Annotated in this window: 19 protein-coding genes; 7 read left to right on the top strand and 12 right to left on the bottom strand. The window is 38.8% G+C overall.

What is annotated here, in order from left to right:
* The first annotated feature begins 55 nt into the window (after positions 1-55).
* Both BLO34_RS06350 and BLO34_RS06345 read left to right on the top strand, forming a co-directional pair.
* On the top strand, positions 56-1618 hold the full coding sequence (locus tag BLO34_RS06350; RefSeq protein ID WP_317039259.1) for a HAMP domain-containing sensor histidine kinase: 1563 nt from the start codon (positions 56-58) through the stop codon (positions 1616-1618).
* Between the two features lie 22 nt (positions 1619-1640).
* A complete protein-coding gene (locus BLO34_RS06345; protein ID WP_041496414.1) occupies positions 1641-2357 on the top strand; it encodes a response regulator transcription factor in 717 nt (238 codons plus the stop codon).
* Between the two features lie 7 nt (positions 2358-2364).
* Here BLO34_RS06345 and miaA read toward each other — a convergent pair whose 3' ends face one another.
* From miaA to uvrA, 6 genes are all read right to left on the bottom strand, one after another.
* Complete coding sequence (miaA, locus tag BLO34_RS06340) at positions 2365-3279, bottom strand: tRNA (adenosine(37)-N6)-dimethylallyltransferase MiaA (protein WP_090753611.1); 915 nt, start codon at positions 3277-3279, stop codon at positions 2365-2367.
* Positions 3272-4156, bottom strand: a complete 885-nt coding sequence (locus BLO34_RS06335; RefSeq protein ID WP_090753608.1) for an ion transporter — start codon at positions 4154-4156, stop codon at positions 3272-3274. The genes miaA and BLO34_RS06335 overlap by 8 nt, the downstream gene beginning before the upstream one ends.
* A gap of 2 nt (positions 4157-4158) precedes the next feature.
* Positions 4159-6570: a thiamine pyrophosphate-dependent enzyme gene (locus BLO34_RS06330; RefSeq protein ID WP_090753607.1), complete on the bottom strand. Its 2412-nt coding sequence runs from the start codon at positions 6568-6570 to the stop codon at positions 4159-4161.
* Between the two features lie 57 nt (positions 6571-6627).
* Positions 6628-9435 (bottom strand): aminopeptidase, encoded by a 2808-nt coding sequence (locus tag BLO34_RS06325; protein WP_197672898.1) that lies wholly within the window; start codon positions 9433-9435, stop codon positions 6628-6630.
* 107 nt (positions 9436-9542) lie between these two features.
* The gene (locus BLO34_RS06320) at positions 9543-10232 is read right to left on the bottom strand and encodes a TIGR00730 family Rossman fold protein (protein ID WP_090753602.1); all 690 of its coding nucleotides are present in this window, start codon (positions 10230-10232) and stop codon (positions 9543-9545) included.
* A 4-nt stretch (positions 10233-10236) separates the two neighbouring features.
* Entirely contained in the window at positions 10237-13068 is a 2832-nt protein-coding gene (uvrA, locus tag BLO34_RS06315; RefSeq protein WP_090756498.1) for an excinuclease ABC subunit UvrA, read from the bottom strand.
* 238 nt (positions 13069-13306) lie between these two features.
* On the opposite strand from uvrA, the gene BLO34_RS06310 reads away from it, so the two are divergent.
* Positions 13307-13765: a hypothetical protein gene (locus BLO34_RS06310; protein WP_090753600.1), complete on the top strand. Its 459-nt coding sequence runs from the start codon at positions 13307-13309 to the stop codon at positions 13763-13765.
* Here BLO34_RS06310 and BLO34_RS06305 read toward each other — a convergent pair.
* Both BLO34_RS06305 and BLO34_RS06300 read right to left on the bottom strand, forming a co-directional pair.
* Positions 13743-14447 (bottom strand): hypothetical protein, encoded by a 705-nt coding sequence (locus BLO34_RS06305; RefSeq protein ID WP_172823959.1) that lies wholly within the window; start codon positions 14445-14447, stop codon positions 13743-13745. The two genes, BLO34_RS06310 and BLO34_RS06305, sit on opposite strands and share 23 nt — an antisense overlap.
* Before the next feature lie 85 nt (positions 14448-14532).
* Positions 14533-15069, bottom strand: a complete 537-nt coding sequence (locus tag BLO34_RS06300) for an inorganic diphosphatase (protein WP_197672897.1) — start codon at positions 15067-15069, stop codon at positions 14533-14535.
* Between the two features lie 184 nt (positions 15070-15253).
* Here BLO34_RS06300 and BLO34_RS06295 point away from each other — a divergent pair, with 184 nt between their 5' ends.
* From BLO34_RS06295 to BLO34_RS06285, 3 genes are all read left to right on the top strand, one after another.
* On the top strand, positions 15254-16420 hold the full coding sequence (locus tag BLO34_RS06295) for a vWA domain-containing protein (RefSeq protein ID WP_090753598.1): 1167 nt from the start codon (positions 15254-15256) through the stop codon (positions 16418-16420).
* A gap of 59 nt (positions 16421-16479) precedes the next feature.
* Positions 16480-17943 (top strand): magnesium chelatase, encoded by a 1464-nt coding sequence (locus BLO34_RS06290; RefSeq protein ID WP_090753596.1) that lies wholly within the window; start codon positions 16480-16482, stop codon positions 17941-17943.
* A gap of 68 nt (positions 17944-18011) precedes the next feature.
* Complete coding sequence (locus BLO34_RS06285; protein WP_090753593.1) at positions 18012-18893, top strand: hypothetical protein; 882 nt, start codon at positions 18012-18014, stop codon at positions 18891-18893.
* Here BLO34_RS06285 and BLO34_RS06280 read toward each other — a convergent pair.
* Entirely contained in the window at positions 18890-19639 is a 750-nt protein-coding gene (locus tag BLO34_RS06280) for a thioredoxin family protein (RefSeq protein WP_090753591.1), read from the bottom strand. The genes BLO34_RS06285 and BLO34_RS06280 overlap by 4 nt on opposite strands.
* A gap of 137 nt (positions 19640-19776) precedes the next feature.
* On the opposite strand from BLO34_RS06280, the gene mazG reads away from it, so the two are divergent.
* Positions 19777-20553, top strand: a complete 777-nt coding sequence (mazG, locus tag BLO34_RS06275) for a nucleoside triphosphate pyrophosphohydrolase (protein ID WP_090753589.1) — start codon at positions 19777-19779, stop codon at positions 20551-20553.
* A 59-nt stretch (positions 20554-20612) separates the two neighbouring features.
* Here mazG and BLO34_RS06270 read toward each other — a convergent pair whose 3' ends face one another.
* The 3 genes from BLO34_RS06270 to purB all read right to left on the bottom strand — a co-directional run bounded on the left by BLO34_RS06270 (position 20613) and on the right by purB (position 22819).
* Positions 20613-21185: a hypothetical protein gene (locus BLO34_RS06270; protein ID WP_090753586.1), complete on the bottom strand. Its 573-nt coding sequence runs from the start codon at positions 21183-21185 to the stop codon at positions 20613-20615.
* A gap of 46 nt (positions 21186-21231) precedes the next feature.
* A complete protein-coding gene (locus BLO34_RS06265; RefSeq protein ID WP_090753583.1) occupies positions 21232-21387 on the bottom strand; it encodes a YqaE/Pmp3 family membrane protein in 156 nt (51 codons plus the stop codon).
* Between the two features lie 97 nt (positions 21388-21484).
* Entirely contained in the window at positions 21485-22819 is a 1335-nt protein-coding gene (gene purB / locus BLO34_RS06260; RefSeq protein WP_090753581.1) for an adenylosuccinate lyase, read from the bottom strand.
* Positions 22820-22846 lie beyond the last annotated feature (27 nt).

Genomic DNA, 22846 nt, shown 5'->3' with positions numbered 1-22846 from the left:
GTTAATATTGGGTTAAACCGTATTTAACAGTTTTTCTAAATGTTAAATTTGCAGGGTGCAGAAAAAGTTACTCTACATTCTCATAAGCTTAATGAGTTTGTCCCTAATCGGAATTATAGTTGTTCAAATCTATTGGATCACGAATAGTATCCAGTACAATGATGAGCAATTTTCATTTTTGGTTAAACAGACTATGGTGGCTGTAGCAACTGATTTGGAAAATCGTGAGATTGCCAATTACCAAATCGCAAAGCAAGCTTTAAAGGATACTTTAGGTGGCGATATCAATGATGCACAGCTCAGACAAATTATGCTGGCTCAGCAAAGTAAAGCACTACTTGAAAACTCTAGACTTAATAATAATCCGTTAAGTGATGATTATAAGATAGATCCTCAGCTTACTGATATTGATTTAGATAGCATTACTTTCAGGAGGCTATTTGATAACAAATATGGTCTTATAGAGCCCAACAGAAGTACGAACACTTTTGAAAACAGTCAATTCAAATACTCCGAATTCGACAATTTTGCTAGAAAAGTTACTGGTGAGAGAGCAAGTGAATATTATAGTATACTTCCCATACCGCAGCGCGTCACTACAGAAGAAGTTTCTAGGCTCATTGCAGAAGAACTTGAAAAAATGCAAATCGAATCAAAATTTGAGTTTGCGATCTATCAAGATGGTTTTGCGACAAGAGTACAATCAGAGAACTTTGAATTTTTACCGGAAGGAACATGGGACTATCCAATCTTCAGAACTTCAAATGATAGCGTGGAACCATATTATTTGTATTTGAGTCTTCCAGGCCGCAAGAAGTTCATCTTGTCATCAATTATGGGTATGGCTTTATTGTCTCTCATATTCACAACAGTTATTGTTGTAGCTTATTCCAGTGCGGTGAGTCAGATATTCAAACAGCGACAGATTTCACAAATCAAGACTGATTTTATCAATAACATGACCCATGAGTTTAAAACTCCTATCGCAACCATAAACCTGGCATTAGACTCTTTAAAACATCCAAAAATAGCCTCTGACCCAGAAAAGGTTAAGAATTATCTTAGAATGATACGCGAGGAAAATAAGCGTATGCATGGACAAGTAGAAAATGTTCTGCAAATTTCGAAATTGGATAAAAATGATTTGAATATAGAAAAGGAGCGCATCGATATGAATTTGCTCATCGATGAAAGTATTTCTCATGTTCAATTACTACTTGAAGAGAAAAACGGAACCGTTAAAACGCATTTAGGAGCTCTAAGAACGGTGGTTTTAGGAAACGATAGCCATATGACTAATGTACTAGTCAACATATTAGAGAATGCCATCAAATACACTGAAACATCGCCAGTAATCGATGTTTATACAGAGAATGTCAAAAATAAAATTGTCATAAAAATACGTGATCAAGGTATTGGTATGGCAAAGTCAGCCCAACGTAAAGTGTTCCAGAAGTTTTTTAGGGAACATACTGGTGACATTCACAATGTGAAAGGTCATGGATTAGGACTGGCGTATTCCAAAAGAATTTTGGAAGATCACAACGGAGAAATTTATGTGCAAAGTGTTAAAGGAAAAGGAAGTACCTTTTCTATTCACTTGCCACTTATAGTTTGAACAATCAATTAAATTAATATTTATGGAAACTGAAAACAAAAAAATCCTACTAGTAGAGGATGATCCCAACTTTGGAACTGTATTAAAAGACTATCTAATCATGAATGACTTTGATGTCGTTCATGCTAAAAATGGTATGGAAGGTTTTGAAAAGTTCAAGAAAGATAATTATGACCTTTGTATTCTAGACGTAATGATGCCTTACAAGGATGGATTTACCCTAGCTAAAGAAATTCGTGAGAAAAATGAAGATGTGCCAATCGTATTCCTTACCGCAAAGGCAATGAAGGAAGATGTGCTGCGAGGTTATAAAGTTGGTGCAGATGATTACCTAAACAAGCCATTCGATAGTGAAGTACTATTAATGAAGGTTAAAGCAATCATCCAACGTAAAGGTCAAGACAGCATCGCTGATTCTAAAGAATTTGAATTCCAAATTGGTAATTTCCACTTGAATTCTAAACTTAGATTCTTATCCTACAATGACCAGGAGCCTATAAAACTATCTCCTAAAGAGAATGAGTTACTTAGATTGCTTGCGCTTCACTTGAATGATTTGATGCCTAGAGAGCTTGCATTGACTAAGATCTGGAGAGATGATAACTATTTCACTTCAAGGTCTATGGACGTTTATATCGCAAAGTTGCGTAAGTACCTTAAGCCAGACGATAATGTAGAAATCGTGAATATTCACGGTGAAGGTTTCCGTTTACTTGTTAAGGATCAAGTAGATTACTAGAAATTACCTAAGAGTCCATAAATAATTCTTCAACACGCCGCACAATCTCTGTGTGGCTTGTGTTGTAGGAAAACCAATTTACATCAGGATCTTTCCTGTACCAGGTTAATTGCCTTTTTGCAAACCTTCTGGAATTTCTTTTTATAAGTCGTACGGCCTCTTCCAAATCATATTTTCCTTCTAGATAAGGAAACAATTCTTGATAGCCTACTGTTTTTAGTGGCGTTAAATGTTGATAGGTCAATAATTTTTTGGCTTCATCCAACAGACCATTTTTCATCATGAGATCAACACGTTGATTGATTCTTTCGTAAAGTACGGGACGTGGTGCTTCTAATCCAACCTTGATGACCTCAAAATTTCGGGTTTTCTTTTTCTTTCCTAAAAAACTGGAATAGGTTTTACCGCTGGCTCTATATACACTCAGCGCTCGTATGACACGCCTAGAATTTTCTAGATCTGCTTTTGTTGCATATTCAGGATCAACTTTTTGTAATTGTTCTACTAATTTTTTTAATCCTTTTTGCTCAAATTCCTCATTCAAGGAATCCAATATTTCTACTGGTACCTCTGGGAATTCATCAAGTCCTTGTGTGATTGATTTTTCATAAAGAGCGCTACCGCCTACCATGATGATAACATCATTAGTCTCAAATAAATCTTCCAAAAGCGATATAGCATCTCTTTCAAAGTCACCTACAGAATAATCATCATGAATACTCAGATTTTGAATAAAGTGATGAGGTGCAGCTTCTAATTCTTCAGGCTCTGGAACGGCCGTACCTACCGCCATTTCTTTGAAAAACTGTCTTGAATCGCAGGAAACGATGTGAGTTTTGTACGCTTTCGCGAAAGCGATACTCAAAGCAGTCTTACCAACAGCAGTAGGCCCAACAATTGTTATAAGCTTCTTGCTAATCATCTAGAGAATAGCCGCATTTATGGCAATAGATCGCGCTGTCCTGATGTTTTTTGGCAAGGCAATTCTGGCAAACTTGAGTGTTTACGTGCCTGTAATTTGGATCTGTTTCTGGTAATGTTTCTGGTGGTGTAGGCGGTTTTTCATTGCCACCAGTCGAGTACTCTGCACTGACAATTCCTGTGGGAACCGCGATAATTCCGTAACCCATAATCATGATAATGGTTGCGAGGAATTGACCCAACGGCGTTACCGGTGCGATATCACCAAAACCAACGGTTGTCAGAGTCACTATACACCAATAAATGGAAACGGGAATGCTTACAAAACCACTGTCAGCACCTTCTACAAGATACATGAGTGTTCCCATGATGATGGAAATTACAATTACCGCAAAAAGGAAAACAAGGATTTTAGGTAAACTAGACCGGATGGCTCTAGATAATTTGTCTGCTTCACCTATAAATCTGGTGATTTTTAAAATTCTGAATACCCGCAACAGTCGTAAAGAGCGCACTGCAAGTAACGCATTGTAACCGCCAGGTAGTAAGAAAGTCAAATAAAGAGGTATGGTAGACAGGAAATCAATAATCCCATAAAAACTAAAAATATACTTTGTGGGTTTATTGATAGAAATAATGCGCAGCACATATTCAATGGTAAAGAATATGGTGATGCACCATTCTGCCATGATGAACTCTTCTGCATATCTAGAACCTAATGCAGGAACGCTCTCCAGCAAAACCAGTATAACACTGAAGATGATGACTACAAGCAGAATAATATCAAAAAGCTTACCTGATGGCGTGTCTGCCTCATAGATTACTTCATGAAGCTTTCTTCTCCAGTTACTTGTTGCTTTAACAGAGCTTTTAGGCATCTTTAGTGCTTGACGTATTTATCTGGACGTGACTCGTGCATGATATCATAAACACGGTCAAAAATATCGTCAGTGCTAGGTTTTGAGAAATAGTCGCCGTCTGTTCCATAAGCTGGACGATGCTCTTTTGCAGTTAGGCATTGAGGTTTGCTGTCCAGATATTGCCATGCATCTTGCCTGCTAATGACCTCATTTAATATATAAGCACTGGCACCGCCGGGAACATCTTCATCCACAACAAGTAACCTGTTGGTTTTTTGAAGACTCGTGAAAATCTCGTTGTCCATATCAAATGGTAATAATGATTGGGCATCGATGACCTCAATATCAATATCTGCTGTTTGTAAAAGTTCAGCGGCATCCATGACCAGTCTCAATGTGGAGCCGTATGAAACGACCGTCATATCTTTACCTTCTTTGAGAAGTTCAACTTTACCTATAGGTGTTTTGAATTCTCCTAAATTTTGTGGCATCTTCTCTTTGAGGCGATATCCATTAAGACATTCCACGACTAGTGCTGGTTCGTCTGCTTCCATCAACGTATTGTAGAATCCAGCAGCCTGTGTCATATTTCTAGGAACGAGAACATAAATCCCGCGTACTAGATTAATGATTCCACCCATGGGTGAACCACTATGCCAAATTCCTTCCAATCTGTGGCCACGAGTACGAATGATCAATGGAGCTTTCTGTTTCCCAGCGGTACGGTATTGTACGGTGGCGAGGTCGTCACTCATTAGCTGAATACAGTAGAGTAGGTAGTCAAGATATTGAATCTCTGCAATGGGACGCAAACCACGCATGGCCATTCCAATTCCTTGACCTAGAATGGTTGCCTCACGTATACCTGTATCTGATACTCTTAGGGCTCCATATTTTTCCTGCATGCCTTCCAATCCTTGATTTACATCACCAATGGCGCCTGCATCTTCTCCAAAAATGAGCATTTTAGGAAATTTCGTAAATAAGGCATCAAAGTTATCTCGCATGATCAAACGTGCATCAACCATTTCTGCATCTTCGGCATAAGTAGGTGCTACCGCTTCAATGTTGAAAACCGACCATTGAGATTCACTGTAAAGTTTACTACCGTAATTATGATGTTGTTCCTTCAAATAATCTTTAAGCCACTGTTTTGCTTTGATCAGACTTTCATTATTTTCTTTGAGAGTCATTCTTAACACGCTGCGGACACCTTCCAGAAGCTCTTTGCTCATAAGATCTTTCTGACTTTCTAGATCTGCAATGACTGGATCAATAAAATTTTTGTTGGGTGAAGCATTTGAGATCGCCTCGAGTACCGGCATAATCTCTTTACGTTTGCTGGCTATAGGTCGTAGGTAAGCATCCCAAGCTGCTTTTTTACCTTCACGTACTTGTTTTTTAATCTCTTTTTCAATGACCGTCAAATCCTCATCTGTAGCGATTTCATTTTCTACGATCCAATTTCTAAATTGCTTATTACAATCATGCTCGCGTTCCCAGCTTAGTCGTTCTTCATTTTTGTATCGTTCATGGGAACCACTGGTAGAATGCCCTTGCGGTTGGGTCAATTCCTGCACATGAATCATAATAGGAACATGCTGTTCTCTAGCAATAGCACCTGCTTTTTCATAGGTGGCTACTAGCTCTGGGTAATTCCATCCTTTTACTTCAAAAAGATCGTATCCTTTATCATTCTCATCACGCTGGAAACCAGCTTGTATCTTACTAATGTTTTCTTTGGTAGTTTGATGCTTTGCATGGACACTAATTCCATATTCATCATCCCATACGCTAATTACCATGGGAACCTGTAAAACTCCTGCAGCATTGAATGTTTCCCAGAAGTGTCCTTCACTAGTACTAGCGTTTCCTATAGTTCCCCATGCAACCTCATTACCATGATTAGAGAAAGGATTGTCTTCAGGAATAACATTTGTATTTCTAAAAACTTTAGAAGCTTGAGCAAGCCCTAATAATCTAGGCATTTGCGCTGCGGTAGGCGAGATGTCTGCACTAGAATTTTTTTGATTTTTAAGAACTTTCCACGAGCCATCTTCATTCAGGCTGTGTGTAGTAAAGTGACCACCCATTTGGCGGCCAGCACTCATAGGCTCTTGTTTAATATCTGTGTTGGCATACAACCCAGCAAAAAACTGCTGAATAGTCAATTCACCTATCGCCATCATAAATGTCTGATCGCGATAATAACCACTGCGCCAGTCTCCTTTTTTGAACGCTCTTGCCCAAGCAAGTTGCGGCAACTCTTTCCCATCTCCAAATATCCCGAACTTTGCTTTTCCAGTCAAAACCTCGCGACGTCCCAAAAGACTACACTCACGACTAGTAACCGCTATGCGATAGTCCTTTATAATTTCATTATTAAAATCGTCTTTTAGGAGCCCTTGTTCCGTAGATTCTTCTATTTGCATGTGTGGAAAATGGTTTATCCTCAAAGATAGCAAAACCCAATGCCAGTTACAATAAAACTAATACCAGCGGCGGTTGAAAAGATTGATAAATGTATTGATGTCCAGCGTGACTATAAATCGGATTTTTTGATCATAGTTTTCTTGAGCTATTTCCCAACCATTATTGCTGTAGACTGGAAAGTAGAGTTCAAAATAATCCTGTAAAAGATTGACTCTGATACCACTATCATAGACAAATTTAGGAGCGACTGTCGTATTCTTTACTAGGCCTACATCTCCATAAGCATAAATGTATTTCCAGATACTGTAGGAAGAATTGAGTGTTGTGATCCAGCGATTAGCAAATGCCGGCTCCAACTGAGATTTAAAACCACCTTCTGCAACGATCAATTGTTGCGAGAAAAGTCCAGAATCCTCAGAACGGCCATAGTAATTGTAATCAAAAAGATAATCTGTTGGACGGTCAAGAGCATAAGAGAAAAAGTTTGAATCTCCTGTGTCGTTGTACAAGAACGTTCCCGCGTAAAATCTAAAATTAAGCTGACGGTTATCCTTGAACAACTTGCGCCATTCTGCACTACCATTCAGTTTTCCGAATTTCCCTGAAATTTCTGCTCCTATACGATACGAGAAAAACCTTTTAAAGTTAGGATCGCTGTGATTCCAATTTATACTAAAAACATTATAATCAGGCTCATTTACGGGATTACTTTCATCTCTATCGCGATTGACCAATATATTTCTAAAACTCAAGTTTTGACGTTTATTGCTGCGCAAATCCTCAGGTCTATAAGAAAGACTTAGGTAGGTAGAAACACGTCTGTACATCAAGTCATCTGCATAGGAATACGTATTTGCTCCTGCGCCATATCGCACTTGATACAGTCGCTCTGACCGGTCTTCCATTGGTCTGCTGTATTGAAATCCTAAAGATCCTATCAGCTTTCTAGAATTGGTTCCATAAGTAGGGTTGATGCCGTATTTAAACGGTTTTGGCAACAAGTTTCCATTGTAAAACCGGGTGCCTATGCTCACGCCATCATAAAGATTGTAACCTAAATCAGGTATCAGAAATACTTCAGTTTTGGTAGGATCTTCAACGTCTTTGAAAAGTTTCAAACTCAATGGCCTGCTCAAACTAGGAAATGATTTGAGGGTTCTATAATTGTCACGTTGTGAGAACTCAGGAATGAGCTGTTCATAGTTGAGAGCTATACGGTTAGCACGCTTTCGCGAAAGCGTAACAACAGTATCTCTAGCAAATGCTGGCAACCACGTGGTGCTCACGATGCTATCATTATCTAGCGCATACAATGGTACAGGCAACATTCTACCTGATTTATTTTTAAGCTTCACCACAACAGAATCTTCGCTTTTCTTTATGGATCGAATCTTCCAATCCATACGCACGTGGGATTGTATATAGTCTTCAAAAAACCAATCTGTTTCCTTATTAGTATAGGAATTGAGAATGCGTCTAAAATCGTTGGTGGATGCCTTTGAGTAATTATTGGTTTGATAAAGCTTTTTAATAGTCTTTTCCAGAGCATCATCCTGCAGGTAATTGTCCAGATATAATAGGCCTACTCCAGCTTTGTATGGAATTCCCAACTCCTGATTGTATTTAACGAGACTATCTGCTGGTGTGGTCATGGCCTGATCTAAATTGAGACGAGAGGTATTCAAAAAGAGCAATGCATATCGATCATTAAAACCCAGTTTTGCAGCGTTGAAGCTGCGCAATCCCCAAATGTTACTGAATTTACCACCTATCTTCAAGTCTGGATAATTGCGCTCTTGATAATCCATCATGGTGTAAACTGCAATAGAGCTAGTGATCCAATAGTCGTCACGTGGGTTGGTTTTCAATCCTTCTTCCAGCCACTTGCGCGTCATAGCCTTCAACATTCTTACTTCATAAGTAAAACCAGCAGGAAACGGATTTATAAAATCGGGAAGCGAGCTAAGTCCAAAAACAGGACTTTCCTTATAATAACGATCTGAGATAAGTAGCTCTTCATGCGGATAAGGCCCTAGCTTTTCAGTCAAAAATTTTGAGATCTTGTTGAGAAGAAGTTGCTTCATTTCTGGAGCGAGATCTTCTTCCATAATATCTGTGGTGATCAACAAACTGTCCGCTTGAAAAGTTTTGAATTGATCTTTTGCTTTGCGTAAATACAGATCTGCCTGAGCGTAATTTTCACCTTCAAAAAGGTAGCTATTTCTTGCATCAGTAGGTGCAACTAAAGTCTGCGGAATGTTGCTTGTAGCGAAAAGATTGGAAGGAGTATGTAATGAGATGGTAAAGTCCATAGAACTACCAAAGAAGTCATCCAGATCCTTATGAGAATAATATTCCCATTCACCATCAATAAAATTGGCTGGATGTAAATACCAATACTTTAGATTGTATTCACCATTACTCGTCTTACCGTAGTTTGTGAAATCATCTTCTGGGATCTTTACCGTGTAGGCAACTTCAAAGCTTTTGGTTTGCCCTGGCTGCAAAGGCGTTTCCAGTATTATTTCTACAATATCTTGCTGTTCTGGCAACCTTTGAAATTTGTAATCTCCTCTAGCAGAATTATCATTTAAAACCGTGCGGCCGCGATCTTCATCTTTGGCAAACTGGAATCTATTTTTAAAATCCTCTGCAAAACGATTTGCCAACGCCGTTTCTTTTGAGCTAAAAGAATTTGCCCAATCCAACAATACGATACGATCCCAAGCGCTGTCAGAATCATTTGTAATCGTTAGCGTCTGCTCAATTTCCAGCTGATCTGTGGTTGGATCGAGATAAGCATTGATCTTCGTTTGCTTTTGACAAAACGACATCAACGGAATTAATAAAAAAAGTAATCTCAAAGGTTTCAAATAGAAATGTTTAGGGCAAAACGATTAAGATAGTTGGGTAAAATGCGATTGAGAGAGTTAGTTTGGGACTCATCATTGGATCAAATACTGATCCAAAATTAGAAGTTAGGACTCAGTGAATATTTCTTGTAGAAATCATTTATGATTTTCACGGCTTCTTCACTAGTATCAACAACGTGCAATAGGTCAATATCTTCTGGACTAATGGTAAAGAATTTTTTATCTAGGGTTCCCTTGATCCAGTCCATGAGACCTTCCCAAAATTCAGATCCCATTAGGATTATAGGGAAACGGCCTATTTTTTTAGTCTGTATTAAAGTAATAGCCTCAAATAACTCATCAAGCGTTCCAAAGCCTCCAGGCATAACTACAAAACCTTGGGAATATTTTACAAACATCACCTTGCGTGCAAAGAAATAGTCAAAGTCAAGACTTTTATCACTATCGATATATGGATTGTCGTGTTGTTCAAACGGCAATGCAATATTCAAACCTACAGATGTACCACCAGCTAGATGTGCACCTTTGTTTCCGGCTTCCATGATTCCAGGTCCACCACCAGTGATGACTCCATAACCATTTTCCACGATTTTTTCTGCAACCTCTGTGGCTAGTTGGTAATATTTATTGTCAGGTTTTAACCTGGCGCTTCCAAAAATGGATACACATGGACCTATGCGGCTCATGCGTTCAAATCCCATTACAAATTCAGAAAGTATTTTAAAGGTGGCCCAACTGTCATTGGTTTTCAAATCATTCCATCCTTTTTCTCTTATTTCTTTTCTCATGTGCTTACTTCAATTCTTTCTTTAAAAATCTGGCCGTATGGCTTGTTTTGTTTTTAGCGACTTGCTCAGGAGTTCCTGTTGCGATAACCTCGCCACCGCCGCGACCACCTTCTAGTCCTATATCTATAATATGATCTGCAATTTTAATGACATCCATGTTATGTTCAATGACAAGAACGGTATTTCCCTTTTCAACTAATTTGTTGAGGACTTGTAATAATACTCTAATATCTTCAAAATGCAAGCCTGTTGTAGGTTCATCTAGAATGTAAAAGGTATTTCCTGTATCGCGTTTTGATAGTTCCGTAGCTAGTTTGATGCGTTGTGCTTCACCACCAGATAAAGTTGTAGACTGCTGTCCTAGGGTAATGTAACCCAATCCAACGTCTTTTATTGTCTTCAATTTGCGATAGATTTTTGGTATAGGTTCAAAGAAATCTGTCGCTTCATTGATGGTCATGTTCAATACGTCACTGATCGATTTACCCTTATATCGTATTTCTAGCGTTTCACGATTGAATCGTTTCCCTTGACAAGTCTCGCAAGTCACATATACATCTGGCAGAAAGTTCATTTCAATCACTCGCAAACCGCCACCTTTGCAAGTTTCACAACGTCCACCTACCACATTAAAGCTAAAACGTCCAGGCTTGTAACCACGTATAAGTGCTTCTGGAGTTTTTGCGAAAAGGGATCTTACCTCGTCAAAAGTTTTAGTATAGGTCGCTGGATTTGAACGCGGTGTTCTACCTATAGGACTTTGATTAATATCGATAACTTTATCACAGTGATCCAAACCTTTAATGGATTTGTAGGGCATCGGTTTTTTTACTCCATAGAAAAAGTGAGCATTCATGATAGGGTAGAGCGTCTCGTTTATTAAAGTCGATTTACCACTTCCTGATACACCACTAACCACAATCATTTTACCCAATGGGAAATCAACCGAAATATTCTTCAAGTTGTTACCTGTACATCCTTTCAATGAGATCTTTTTACCGTTTCCTTTACGCCGCTTCTCAGGAATTTCAATCTTCATTTTACCGTTGAGGTATTGAGCGGTTACGGTATCGTGTTTGAGTATTTCCGCTGGTGTGCCTTCACTGATGATCTCACCGCCATACTTTCCTGCACGTGGACCTATATCGATGACATGGTCTGCACGTTCAATCATATCCTTATCATGCTCTACCACAATCACAGAATTCCCAACATCGCGCAAGGATTCCAGCGAGTTGATCAATTTCTCGTTATCACGCTGGTGTAATCCAATACTGGGCTCATCGAGGATGTACAATACACCCACAAGCTGCGACCCTATTTGGGTAGCTAGCCGTATGCGTTGCGCCTCGCCACCAGATAGTGATTTAGCACTACGGTTGAGTGACAAATAATCCAAACCAACGTCCAGCAAAAACTGTAAACGTTCTCTGATCTCTTTCAATAATTCTGTGGCTATTTGTTTCTGCTTTCGCGAAAGCGAGCTCTCTAAACCATCAAACCACGCCACCAGCTGCACGATATCCATCATGGCTAGATCTGCAATATTTTTCTCATTGACCTTGAAATAGAGCGATTCCTTTCTCAATCTAGTTCCTTCACAGTTAGGGCAGGTCACCCTATCCATAAACTCTTTTGCCCAGCGCACCAGACTGGTGCTGTCATTATTCTGGTAGGTTTGGTCTATAAAGTTTGCGATCCCTTCAAAATCGATCTTGTAATTGCGTTTCACGCCCAGTTCCTTTGAATCTACATTCAAGGATTCCTTGCCGCCATATAAAATCATCTGGATGGCTGCATCTGGAACCTCGCTCAATGGATCTGTAAGTTTGAAATCAAACTTGGTAGCGATGAGTTCCAGCTGTTTAAAAATCCAATTTTTCTTATTATCTGGATATGGAGCCAGTCCACCTTTTTTGATGCTCAAAGATGTATCTGGAATAATCTTATCTGGATTCACTTGATACAATGTTCCAATTCCATTGCAGGTCTGGCAAGCGCCTTTTGGCGAGTTGAAAGAAAAATTATTGGGTTCTGGTTCTGGGTAAGAAATTCCTGTTGTGGGACACATCAAATTACGCGAGAAGTATCGACCATCCTTGCTTCCTTGAGGAACAATCATGGCAATGTCATTACCGTGATACATTGCTGTCTTGATGGATTCATCCAGACGTTTCACGTCTTCTTCTGAAGTTCCTACCTGTATACGATCTATTACAATTTCTATGTCATGAGTCTTGTAGCGATCGAGCTTCATGCCTTTGGTAATATCCACGATCTCACCATCGACACGAACTTTTACAAAGCCTTGTTTTGCAATTTGCTCAAATAATTCTCGATAATGACCTTTACGAGAGCGAATGACTGGTGCGAGTAGATTGATACGCTCACCATCATAATCATCGATGATCAATTGTCTGATCTGGTCATCACTATAGCTGACCATTTTCTCGCCGGTATTATAGGAATAAGCATCACTAGCACGAGCAAACAAGAGTCTAAGAAAATCGTAGATCTCCGTTATTGTTCCAACGGTACTACGTGGACTTTTAGAAGTGGTTTTTTGCTCAATCGCAATTACCGGAGAAAGCCCATCAATCTTATCGACATCTGGTCTCTCAAGACCACCTAGAAACTGTCGTGCATATGCAGAAAATGTTTCTATGTACCGACGCTGACCTTCCGCATAGATGGTGTCAAAAGCAAGCGAACTTTTTCCAGATCCAGACAGGCCTGTTATAACGACTAGTTTTTCTCTGGGAATGTTAACATCAATATTTTTTAGATTATGTACTCGAGCTCCTTGAACTTCTATAAAATCTTCAGTTTTGGTCATATTTTTCATGCAATTTTGCGAAGTTACCTCATAGGTAATTCAAGTCCTTATAATGTTATATCAAAAAAATTAATAGTTTGATTTTCAAATATTTTCGATTAAAGTCGATAATTGCTTATCACTTAATCGATAATTAATGTAGAAGGTCGTAATATCGCAGTAGTGATAATTCTTACTGGACTGCTTTACGTAGATCCTTTGTAGTTTTATGTTGAACTAATAATTTTGAAGTTACTCTATGAGTAGATTTTACCCAAAAAGCGATCTCAGGACCCTACTTTATGCTGCGCTTAGAATTGGTTTGGGTTTATATCTATTGATCCATGCGGTGATAGGATTGATGGATATGGATAATTTTATGCTCACCGCACTGAGTTATCTAGAAGAAGATTCTTCAATCGCGTTTTTAGCCTATTTGACTCCTATAATTCCGTTTATGGAATTTTTCCTTGCGGTAATGATACTTACTGGTATCTACACTAAGGCCGCGTTGCAATGGGCTACTGGCATAGGGGTTTTCTTCATGTTGATGTTTCACTATCTGGACGACTTTCCTAGCGCATTAGAACACGCCTATACTGTGGTAATCAAACTCACTTTGATAATAGGGATTTACTACAACAAGTTTTCGTTGGATTATTACAACCTATGGAATGTCAAAAAAGAGGTTAAAACTATTGAACAGAAACCTCAGTAATAGGGATTTCAACTCCAAAAACTGTTTTCTTCATCGCCATTGGAAAACCAGCCTCAGTCATCTCCCAATCTTCCCATTTTGCTTCAATACCATCTAGCGGTATGATACTTACCCACATTTTATAGTTTTGAGGTCGATAATTGCTATCAAGTTTCCATACATATACATCTCCAGGCGTCGATCCACCACTTGAATATCTTACCAATAACTTTTCCTGCGCATCTTCTTTAATAATTTCTCGTTCAGTTCCTGGGTCCATAATCTTGTGAGGCGCTACCATCCAGAAGCTATCATTATTGAAATTTTTCAAAGCGTACTCGATGGCATCTTCCAGATCATCGCCAGCTAGGAAAACGCCATTTTTTGTTGCGCTACTATTTTGATTTTGCTGTGTGAGAAGATTTACTTCAATATCATCCCAAGAAACGACAACTCGGTTTTCTTGTGGGAACCAATCATAATGATTCTTATCTCTAAATGCCCATGTGATTTTTTGAGCGTTGAGGTACTCCTCATGGTTGATAGCCTCCAGCATTTTTTCTGCGAGGGCATCAGCTGGTGCTCCAGGTGTTCCTTGAGGTATGTCTTCATTGAAAGCCAATTTTAAACACACCCCAGCTATAACCAAGAGTAGTAAAAATCCCAACAAACATTTGAAGAGCACTTTAATAACTTTTTTCATCCATGTGATTTAATACAACGTCTAAAATAAAAAGGTCTGTCGAGGATTAAATCTCGACAGACCTTTCAATAATCAAGTCGTCAGTTTATTTATCAAACTTATTCTTATAATCCTCAATTGCTTGCTGTACAATCTCCATAGCCTTAGCGCGACCCTGAAACTCTTCAACATCAACCGTTTTCTTTTCCAGTTTTTTATAATCTTCAAAGAAATTGCGCATTTCTTTTTTCCAGAATTCAGGTAGTTCAGAAACGTCGTTGTAATGAGCAACGCTCATATCATTTGCCGCAACTGCAATAATTTTATCATCCATCTCGCCACCATCAATCATCTGCATCACGCCTATAACCTTCGCTTCAACAAGACACATGGGTACGATCTCAATTTGTGAAAGCACTAATATATCAAGCGGATCCTGATCATCGCAGTATGTACGTGGTATGAATCCATAATTGGTAGGGTAGTACATGGAAGAGTAGATCACTCGATCAAGAATTAGCATTCCAGATTCTTTATCCAGCTCGTATTTGGCTCTCGTGTTCTTTGGAATTTCAATAATTCCAGTCACCGTTTCAGGAGCATTTTCACCATAACTCACATCATGCCACGGGTTCATTTTCATAATCATCAATTTTGTAAAAGGCTGCAAATTTAAGGTTTATACGCTTTCGCGAAAGCGAACTCACAACAAAACTAACCACAACCCACAAACCGCAACACTTTAACCTTATCACGGGCGCACCTAAAGACGTGTTAAAACGCCAATTGAGTAAATTTCCTGACCTTTTCACGACTATCTTTAGACTATGACGAGACAAGAACGCAGCGGTTTTAAATTCGAATTTTACAATCCTAAAGAGTTGGATCCTTTTGATAAGCTGTTTGATATTTTTAAAGAGCTAATCACGCATACTTCAGGAGATTTTGATGAGGCTATTGACTGGTTGAGAGAGTTGGATAAAGAATATAAGCTCACGACACCAGAATATACCGTTGATGATTTTATTGAGGATCTCAAGGAACGCGGTTACATACGAGAAGAATTTGATCCCAATGGATCTGGCAATGGAGAGGATAATGAGGATGGCGATGGTGAAGGAAATGGCCCAGGCAAATATTCCATAACAGCAAAAACGGAACAACTTTTACGCAAACATGCACTCAATCAGATTTTTGGGAACATGCGTAAGGGCAATGTGGGTAATCACAAAACCAATAAATTAGGTTCTGGCGATGAGCATACTGGTGACCTGAGAGAATACCGATTTGGCGATGGTCTGGATCGCATTTCCATGACAGAAAGTTTGCGCAACGCACAAATCAATCACGGCATGGATGATTTCTATCTTTCAGAAAGTGATTTGATTGTTGAGGACACACAGTTCAAGGCACAGATGAGTACCGTGCTCATGATCGATATATCGCACTCCATGATTTTGTATGGAGAAGATCGAATCACACCTGCAAAAAAGGTCGCCATGGCGCTGGCCGAGTTGATCACCACGCGCTATCCTAAAGACACGCTGGATATCATTGTTTTCGGTAATGATGCTTGGCCTATTAAAATAGCAGATTTACCTTATTTGAAAGTAGGACCCTACCATACCAATACGGTTGCTGGATTGCAGTTGGCAATGGACATTTTACGGAGAAAAAGAAATACCAACAAGCAAATTTTCATGATCACTGATGGTAAACCCAGTTGCTTGCGATTGAAGGATGGTCGCTATTATAAAAATTCTAATGGTTTGGATGAGTACATTGTAGAGAAGTGCTATACCATGGCTGCACAAGCACGTCGCTTGCACATTCCTATAACGACTTTCATGATAGCTAATGATCCTTATCTACAGCGATTCATTGATGAGTTTACAGAAGCAAATCAAGGAAAAGCATTCTTTACCGGGTTGCAAGGGTTAGGTGAAATGATCTTTCACGATTATGAGGCGAATAGAAGAAAGAGACTGAAGTAGAAATTAAAATAGGAAGGATTGAGAACTTTTGCTCGATGACTCCATTTTCAAAACAACATATGAATACAGAAAATATAAATACATTAGGCGAACTCAAAAAATCTGGATGGAAATCAAAATCCATAAAAGATGAATTAAGAGATAACCTAAAAGCAAATATCAAAAATGGCAAAGACTCCTTCACAGGAATTCATGGTTATGAAAATAGCGTGATTCCAGAATTGGAACGGGCCATTTTATCGAAGCATAATATCAATCTGTTAGGATTGCGTGGACAGGCCAAAACGAGGCTTGCAAGATTGATGACTGGACTGCTGGATGAATACATCCCTTATGTGAGCGACAGCGAGATTCATGATGATCCACTGGCGCCATTGTCTAGAACTGCGATTGAGTTGATCAAAGAGCATGGTGATGATACGCCTATTTCATGGTTGCACCGCGATGACCGTTTTTATGAAAAACTCGCTACGCCAGATGTTACCGTTGCAGATTTGATAGGTGATATCGACCCGATCAAAGCAGCTAATTTGAAATTGAGTTATGCTGACGACCGCGTGATTCACTATGGAATGATTCCGCGGGCAAATCGATGCATTTTTGTTATCAATGAGCTTCCAGATTTACAGGCGCGAATTCAAGTAGCTTTATTCAATATCCTACAAGAAGGTGATATCCAGATTAGAGGGTTCAAATTAAGACTAGCGCTGGATATGCAATTTGTGTTTACTGCAAACCCAGAAGATTATACGAACCGTGGTAGCATCGTGACTCCATTAAAGGATAGAATAGGCTCTCAAATTTTGACTCACTATCCAGAGAACATAGAGATCGCCAAAACTATTACCCAGCAAGAGGCTCGCAACGACGATCGTATTAAAGAAACGGTTTACGTACCAGAACTTGCCAAAGATCTTTTGGAACAAATAAGTTTTTCTGCTCGCGACTCAGAATACGTAGATGAGAAAAGTGGAGTAAGTGCTCGTATGAGTATTACGGCTTATGAAAATTTACTAAGTACTGCAGAGCGTCGATCCCTCATGAATGGTGACGATAAGACTGCTATAAGATTATCTGACTTTGCTGGTGTGATTCCATCTATAACTGGTAAAATCGAATTGGTTTATGAAGGAGAACAAGAAGGAGCAGCCTTTGTGGCAAATGAGCTAATAGGTGATGCTATCAAAACGTTGTTTCCATCCTACTTTCCGGAATTAAAGAAACTTAAAAAACCAGATGAAGAAACTCCTTATGATAAACTCGTAGAGTGGTTCTTTAATAATGATGCACTTGAACTGTTGGATGAATTGAATGATTCTGACTATAAGGCTTTGATTGACCAGGTAACGCCATTAGAGGATTTAGTGCAAAAGCACCAGCCTGAAACCAGCAAGGAAGATCGTTATTTCTTAAAGGAATTTATTCTTTGGGCACTTGTAGAATTTGACAAGTTGAGCAAAAAACGATTTACAGAAGGCTACCAGTTCAACGACTTGTATAGTGACTTCGTAAAAGGGATTTAAAAAATCCAGATCAATTTTAGTAAGGTTGGCGTCCATCAATATTTATATTTGGACACCAACCTTTTTTTATGAAATCAACATTATACCTATTCATCTTATTCATTTCCATTATCTCCTGCAAAACCGAATCTGATATTGTAGAAGAAATCCCTTTAACTAAAGATCAACAGCAAAAGCTAGACATGACCGCAACTAGTATGATCGATGCCATTGCTTCAGATCGACCGCAAGTGGTCATGGATCAGTTTGATCATAAGTCGTTTTCAAAACGTCTTGGTAAAAATTTCTATCAAATGAAGGCTCAGGAACAGTCTGTTGTGATGGGAATCCTCATCAATAGCTTGGGACAAAGTATTTCTGCATTGACTCATGATATAGCAAATCAAGAACTTACGGTAAGACTTCTAGATGTTAGACAAGATGGTCCCGTATCTGTATTAACCCTTGATGTTGTTGACTTATTGAAAGATCAGGTGTTGAATTACTTAGTTCTTTATCTAAAGGAAAATTCAAAAGGTGAATTTGTTCTGGTCAATTTTTATAATGTGTTCGAGGGAAAAAGCTTCGGCCAGTTGGCAAAGAACTTTTTGGAATACGATTGGCAAAGTGATCGCATTATTAGACACTTTCAAGATTCTAGAGGTAACGTTGATAGTGCACTGTATTATGAACACGTTGGTGACTATGACAAGGCCTATGAGCAAATGAATACCATAGGTGATGTGTTCAGGAACTTTGGTCAATATCCTATTTATAGGACAAATCTAGCAGCCCAGGTCAGTGATTCTATATTTCATAAAGAATTGAGAGAGCTGGAAAACATAACGCCTAATGAGCAAAGCAAGAAATTCTATCAATGTTTGCTGCTAACAGATTCTACACAAGTTGAAAAGAAAAATGCATGTTGGGAAGATTTCCAGGAGCTGCTTCTTGAAAGAGAATTGGATTAACCCTTAATTTCAGTGAGTAATTTATCGATAGTACCAGTGTGCTCACCATTAGCAACCATCATTTCTCGTGCCTTGCGACCCGTTGACAACGCATCTTTTGTAGCTCCTAATTTATTTAGATAGCTAGTTTTCAAGAACAGGGTGCCACTGTTTTTCTTAAGTTCAAAAGATCTATTGACCAGATTTAAACCAGCTTGCAAGTCTTTGGTGTCTTCTAGATTATTATAGATCGACCAGGCCAGTTTATTGAGGTTTGCCTCATTATGCCATACAGTCTCAAGGTTCTTTTTAGTGAGTTTTGGGTGTGCACCAGCAACCAAATCATATTTACTAGGAACAGGTTTGTAGGTAAGTGCGTTACCAGTGGGTTTCATTTTTGCATGCTTAGCAAACATGGTTTTGAGTCCAGAATCTCCCATGGCACCCGTATGTTGTCCCAGGATAGTTCCGTTTTTAATGAACATAAATGTTGGAACTCCAGAGATACCAATAATATCGTCCGTAATATTTTGGTCGATGTCCATTTTGTAGATCGTACCTACCGCATCTGGGTCGCTAGCCATCTTTGCAATACCAGGTTTCATCATTTTACAAGGGCCGCACCAGCTAGCTGTAAAGTAGAGTACTTTCATCTCATCATCTGCTTTTATTACTGTATTTGCCATCTCGTCATCCTTGATAAAATCCTGCGCATTTGCAGCAATCATCATAAAAAGTGAACAAAAAGTGATAAGAATATATTTCATAAGTAAGGCATTTGGCTACTTGATATCTAATTTTATACCAAAGTAGTTTTTGGTTGAGTTCGCTTTCGCGAAAGCGTAATCATCAAACCGCTTCACTACAAAAATAGGATGTTACTGCATCATCATAAAGCTATGTCATGAATAACAGAAAAAAACAATTGGAGGCGCTGGATCGACTGCTCACCATCATGGATGAATTGCGCGAAGGCTGTCCATGGGATCGCAAACAGACCTTGCAATCCCTGCGGCATTTGACCATCGAGGAGACCTATGAGTTGGGCGATGCAATACTGGATAACGATATGGAAGAGATTCCCAAGGAGTTGGGTGATTTGTTATTACACATTGTTTTCTATGCAAAAATAGGTTCAGAAACAAATGATTTTGATATCGCTAGTGTGGCTCATGGAATTTGCGACAAATTGGTTTCAAGACATCCACATATCTATGGTGATGTTGAGGTTGCAGATGAAGAAGAAGTAAAGCAGAACTGGGAAGCGCTCAAGCTCAAGGAAGGTAAAAAAAGTGTTTTGGAAGGCGTGCCCACCAGTTTGCCGGCTTTGGTAAAAAGTTCCCGCATTCAAGATAAAGTGGCTGGTGTTGGTTTTGATTGGGAACGACCAGAACAAGTCAAAGAAAAATTGGAAGAAGAACTGGAAGAGTTGCAGGTAGAAATAGACAAAGGGAACAAAGACACCATTGAGGCAGAATTTGGTGATGTTCTATTCTCTCTAGTCAACTACGGAAAGCATCTAGGTGTTAATCCTGAGGACGCACTAGAGCGTACCAATAAAAAATTCATCAAGCGTTTTCAATACCTAGAATCAAAAGCAGCCGATCTAGGTAAAAAATTGAGTGGTATGACTCTAGCAGAAATGGATGTTTTCTGGGATGAAGCTAAAAAGCTGGGATAAAAAAAATGGCGCCCATTGGGCGCCATTTTCTTCTTTTTCATTTCAATTTTTAAATGCTCTTAGTTACTATAAATAACCTGCGCATTTGCAACATCGTTGTCAAAACTATTCATATTTGAATAGTATCTATTGTTGTTGTTGAACATTCTGTTAGGCTTGTCACCTACAATAATATATTCAACTTCCATGTTAGGTGCATTAAGCACAACTTGATCTTGTTTACGTACTGTTTTTCCTTGTAGATCTGTACCGTTATCTTCTAGGGTAGCAATAACAAACAATTTATTATTTGTTGCTCTTACTTCTTTAATGTCTAGATCCTGATCTGTTCCAGCAATTTCTGCTTCTACAGTTAGAGTTCTTTCCATTTTGTCTCCTGGCATGTCTACATCAAGAACTGGTACTTCCACCTCTTCTTCTTCCATTACGACAACTAATTTAGGTACTTCGACCATTTTAGTAGTTGTTGTAACGTCAACATCCATCCAGTCTACATCGTATTCTGGAAGTTCTCCTGCTTCAGCTTCAACATCGACATCTAGTTCTGGCATGTCCCCACCTTCAGTTTTCTTGATATCACAGCTTGTTAGCATTGCAATTAAAGCGAATATGGATAATATTTTAATCTTCATAAGTTTGATTTTTGGTAATTAATATAGTAGTTAATGTTCGGTATTCTTATCTAGATGTCACAATAAATGCGTGAATGACACCAGGTATAAAGAAGATTAGAGTTAAGATTAGGTTAATGATAAAATCTTTCCCAAATCCTTTAGCTAATCCAACACCTAGTGGTGGTATAAGAATGTTTAGAATAATAGTCAGTATGCTCATAGGTTTATTAATTGATTGTACTGCAATTTACTAATAGAGCATGCTTAAGGCCGTTAACTAAACCACAATTAAGTAGGAATTAACTTATTAAAAAACGCTATATACCTGTGAATGAGGATGGTGAAATACCTCTTAATTCATTTTTCACAGAATCTTTAACGTCTAAACCTTCAATGAAATCAGCCATGCTAGCGGCGGTAATCTTTTCATTGGTTCTTGTGAGCTGCTTCAACGCTTCATATGGATTGGGATAAGCCTCGCGTCTTAGAATAGTTTGAACAGCTTCTGCCACTACAGCCCAATTGTTCTCAAGATCTTGTTCAATTTTAGATGGATTGAGTAGGAGTTTACCTAAGCCTTTTGATGTTGCCTTAAAAGCTATAATCGTATGGGCGATAGGTACACCTACATTACGTAATACTGTAGAATCAGTCAGATCACGTTGTAATCTTGAAATAGGAAGTTTTGCCGCTAGGTGTTCAAATACAGCATTGGCTAAACCTAAATTTCCTTCACTATTCTCAAAATCGATGGGATTCACTTTATGCGGCATAGCGCTAGAGCCTATCTCGCCAGCCTTTATTTTTTGTTTGAAATAATCCATGGATATGTAGGTCCATATATCTCGATCCAAATCAATCAAAATCGTATTGATACGCTTCATGGCATCAAACAAAGAGGCCATAAAATCGTAATGCTCAATCTGGGTAGTTGGAAAACTATGTTTCAATCCCAATCTATTTTCTACAAATTCTGACCCAAAGGCTTTCCAGTCGACCTTAGGAAATGCAACGTGATGTGCATTAAAGTTCCCAGTTGCACCACCAAATTTTGCTGCATTGGGAGTACTCTTAAGTGTTGATAATTGCTCCTTTAAGCGAACTACAAACACATTGAATTCTTTACCTAATCGGGTAGGTGAGGCTGGTTGTCCATGAGTACGCGCCAGCATGGGAATATCTTTCCAGTCATTGACTAAACCTTCTAACTGTGAAATAAGCGCCTCCAATTCTGGAATGTAAACTTCTTCCACAGCATCCTTGATAGATAACGGTATCGCCGTATTGTTGATATCCTGTGATGTAAGGCCAAAATGGATGAATTCTTTGTGGGCTTTAAGATCCATCATATCAAATTTTTTCTTCAGAAGATACTCCACAGCTTTGACATCGTGGTTGGTTGTTTTTTCTATAAACTTGATTTCCTTGGCATCATCCTCGCTAAACTTGCGATAAAGATCTTTAAGCAATGATTTAGTTTCTTCCTTGAACGGTTGTAGTTGTGAGATTCCGCTTTCGCTCAAAGCGATAAAATATTCCACCTCAATAAGCACTCTGTATTTGATAAGTGCAGCTTCAGAAAAATAGTTTGCAAGGTTAGCAACCTTAGAATGATAGCGGCCGTCAATGGGAGAAATAGCTTGTAATGACATAGTGGATCTTTAAAGCTTGCAAAAATA

It is taken from the genome of Nonlabens sp. Hel1_33_55, assembly GCF_900101765.1.
Taxonomy (GTDB): domain Bacteria; phylum Bacteroidota; class Bacteroidia; order Flavobacteriales; family Flavobacteriaceae; genus Nonlabens.
Note: the sequence above shows the minus strand (reverse complement) of the source record. Positions and strands in the feature narration are given on the sequence as shown.

Coding starts and splice junctions, on each gene's coding strand:
- BLO34_RS06345 (WP_041496414.1), top strand. CDS start 1,641: ATGGAAACTGAAAACAAAAAAATCCTACTAGTAGAGGATGATCCCAAC.
- miaA (WP_090753611.1), bottom strand. CDS start 3,279: ATGATTAGCAAGAAGCTTATAACAATTGTTGGGCCTACTGCTGTTGGT.
- BLO34_RS06335 (WP_090753608.1), bottom strand. CDS start 4,156: ATGCCTAAAAGCTCTGTTAAAGCAACAAGTAACTGGAGAAGAAAGCTT.
- BLO34_RS06330 (WP_090753607.1), bottom strand. CDS start 6,570: ATGCAAATAGAAGAATCTACGGAACAAGGGCTCCTAAAAGACGATTTT.
- BLO34_RS06320 (WP_090753602.1), bottom strand. CDS start 10,232: ATGAGAAAAGAAATAAGAGAAAAAGGATGGAATGATTTGAAAACCAAT.
- uvrA (WP_090756498.1), bottom strand. CDS start 13,068: ATGACCAAAACTGAAGATTTTATAGAAGTTCAAGGAGCTCGAGTACAT.
- BLO34_RS06310 (WP_090753600.1), top strand. CDS start 13,307: ATGAGTAGATTTTACCCAAAAAGCGATCTCAGGACCCTACTTTATGCT.
- BLO34_RS06305 (WP_172823959.1), bottom strand. CDS start 14,447: ATGAAAAAAGTTATTAAAGTGCTCTTCAAATGTTTGTTGGGATTTTTA.
- BLO34_RS06300 (WP_197672897.1), bottom strand. CDS start 15,069: ATGAAAATGAACCCGTGGCATGATGTGAGTTATGGTGAAAATGCTCCT.
- BLO34_RS06295 (WP_090753598.1), top strand. CDS start 15,254: ATGACGAGACAAGAACGCAGCGGTTTTAAATTCGAATTTTACAATCCT.
- BLO34_RS06290 (WP_090753596.1), top strand. CDS start 16,480: ATGAATACAGAAAATATAAATACATTAGGCGAACTCAAAAAATCTGGA.
- BLO34_RS06285 (WP_090753593.1), top strand. CDS start 18,012: ATGAAATCAACATTATACCTATTCATCTTATTCATTTCCATTATCTCC.
- BLO34_RS06280 (WP_090753591.1), bottom strand. CDS start 19,639: ATGAAATATATTCTTATCACTTTTTGTTCACTTTTTATGATGATTGCT.
- mazG (WP_090753589.1), top strand. CDS start 19,777: ATGAATAACAGAAAAAAACAATTGGAGGCGCTGGATCGACTGCTCACC.
- BLO34_RS06270 (WP_090753586.1), bottom strand. CDS start 21,185: ATGAAGATTAAAATATTATCCATATTCGCTTTAATTGCAATGCTAACA.
- BLO34_RS06265 (WP_090753583.1), bottom strand. CDS start 21,387: ATGAGCATACTGACTATTATTCTAAACATTCTTATACCACCACTAGGT.
- purB (WP_090753581.1), bottom strand. CDS start 22,819: ATGTCATTACAAGCTATTTCTCCCATTGACGGCCGCTATCATTCTAAG.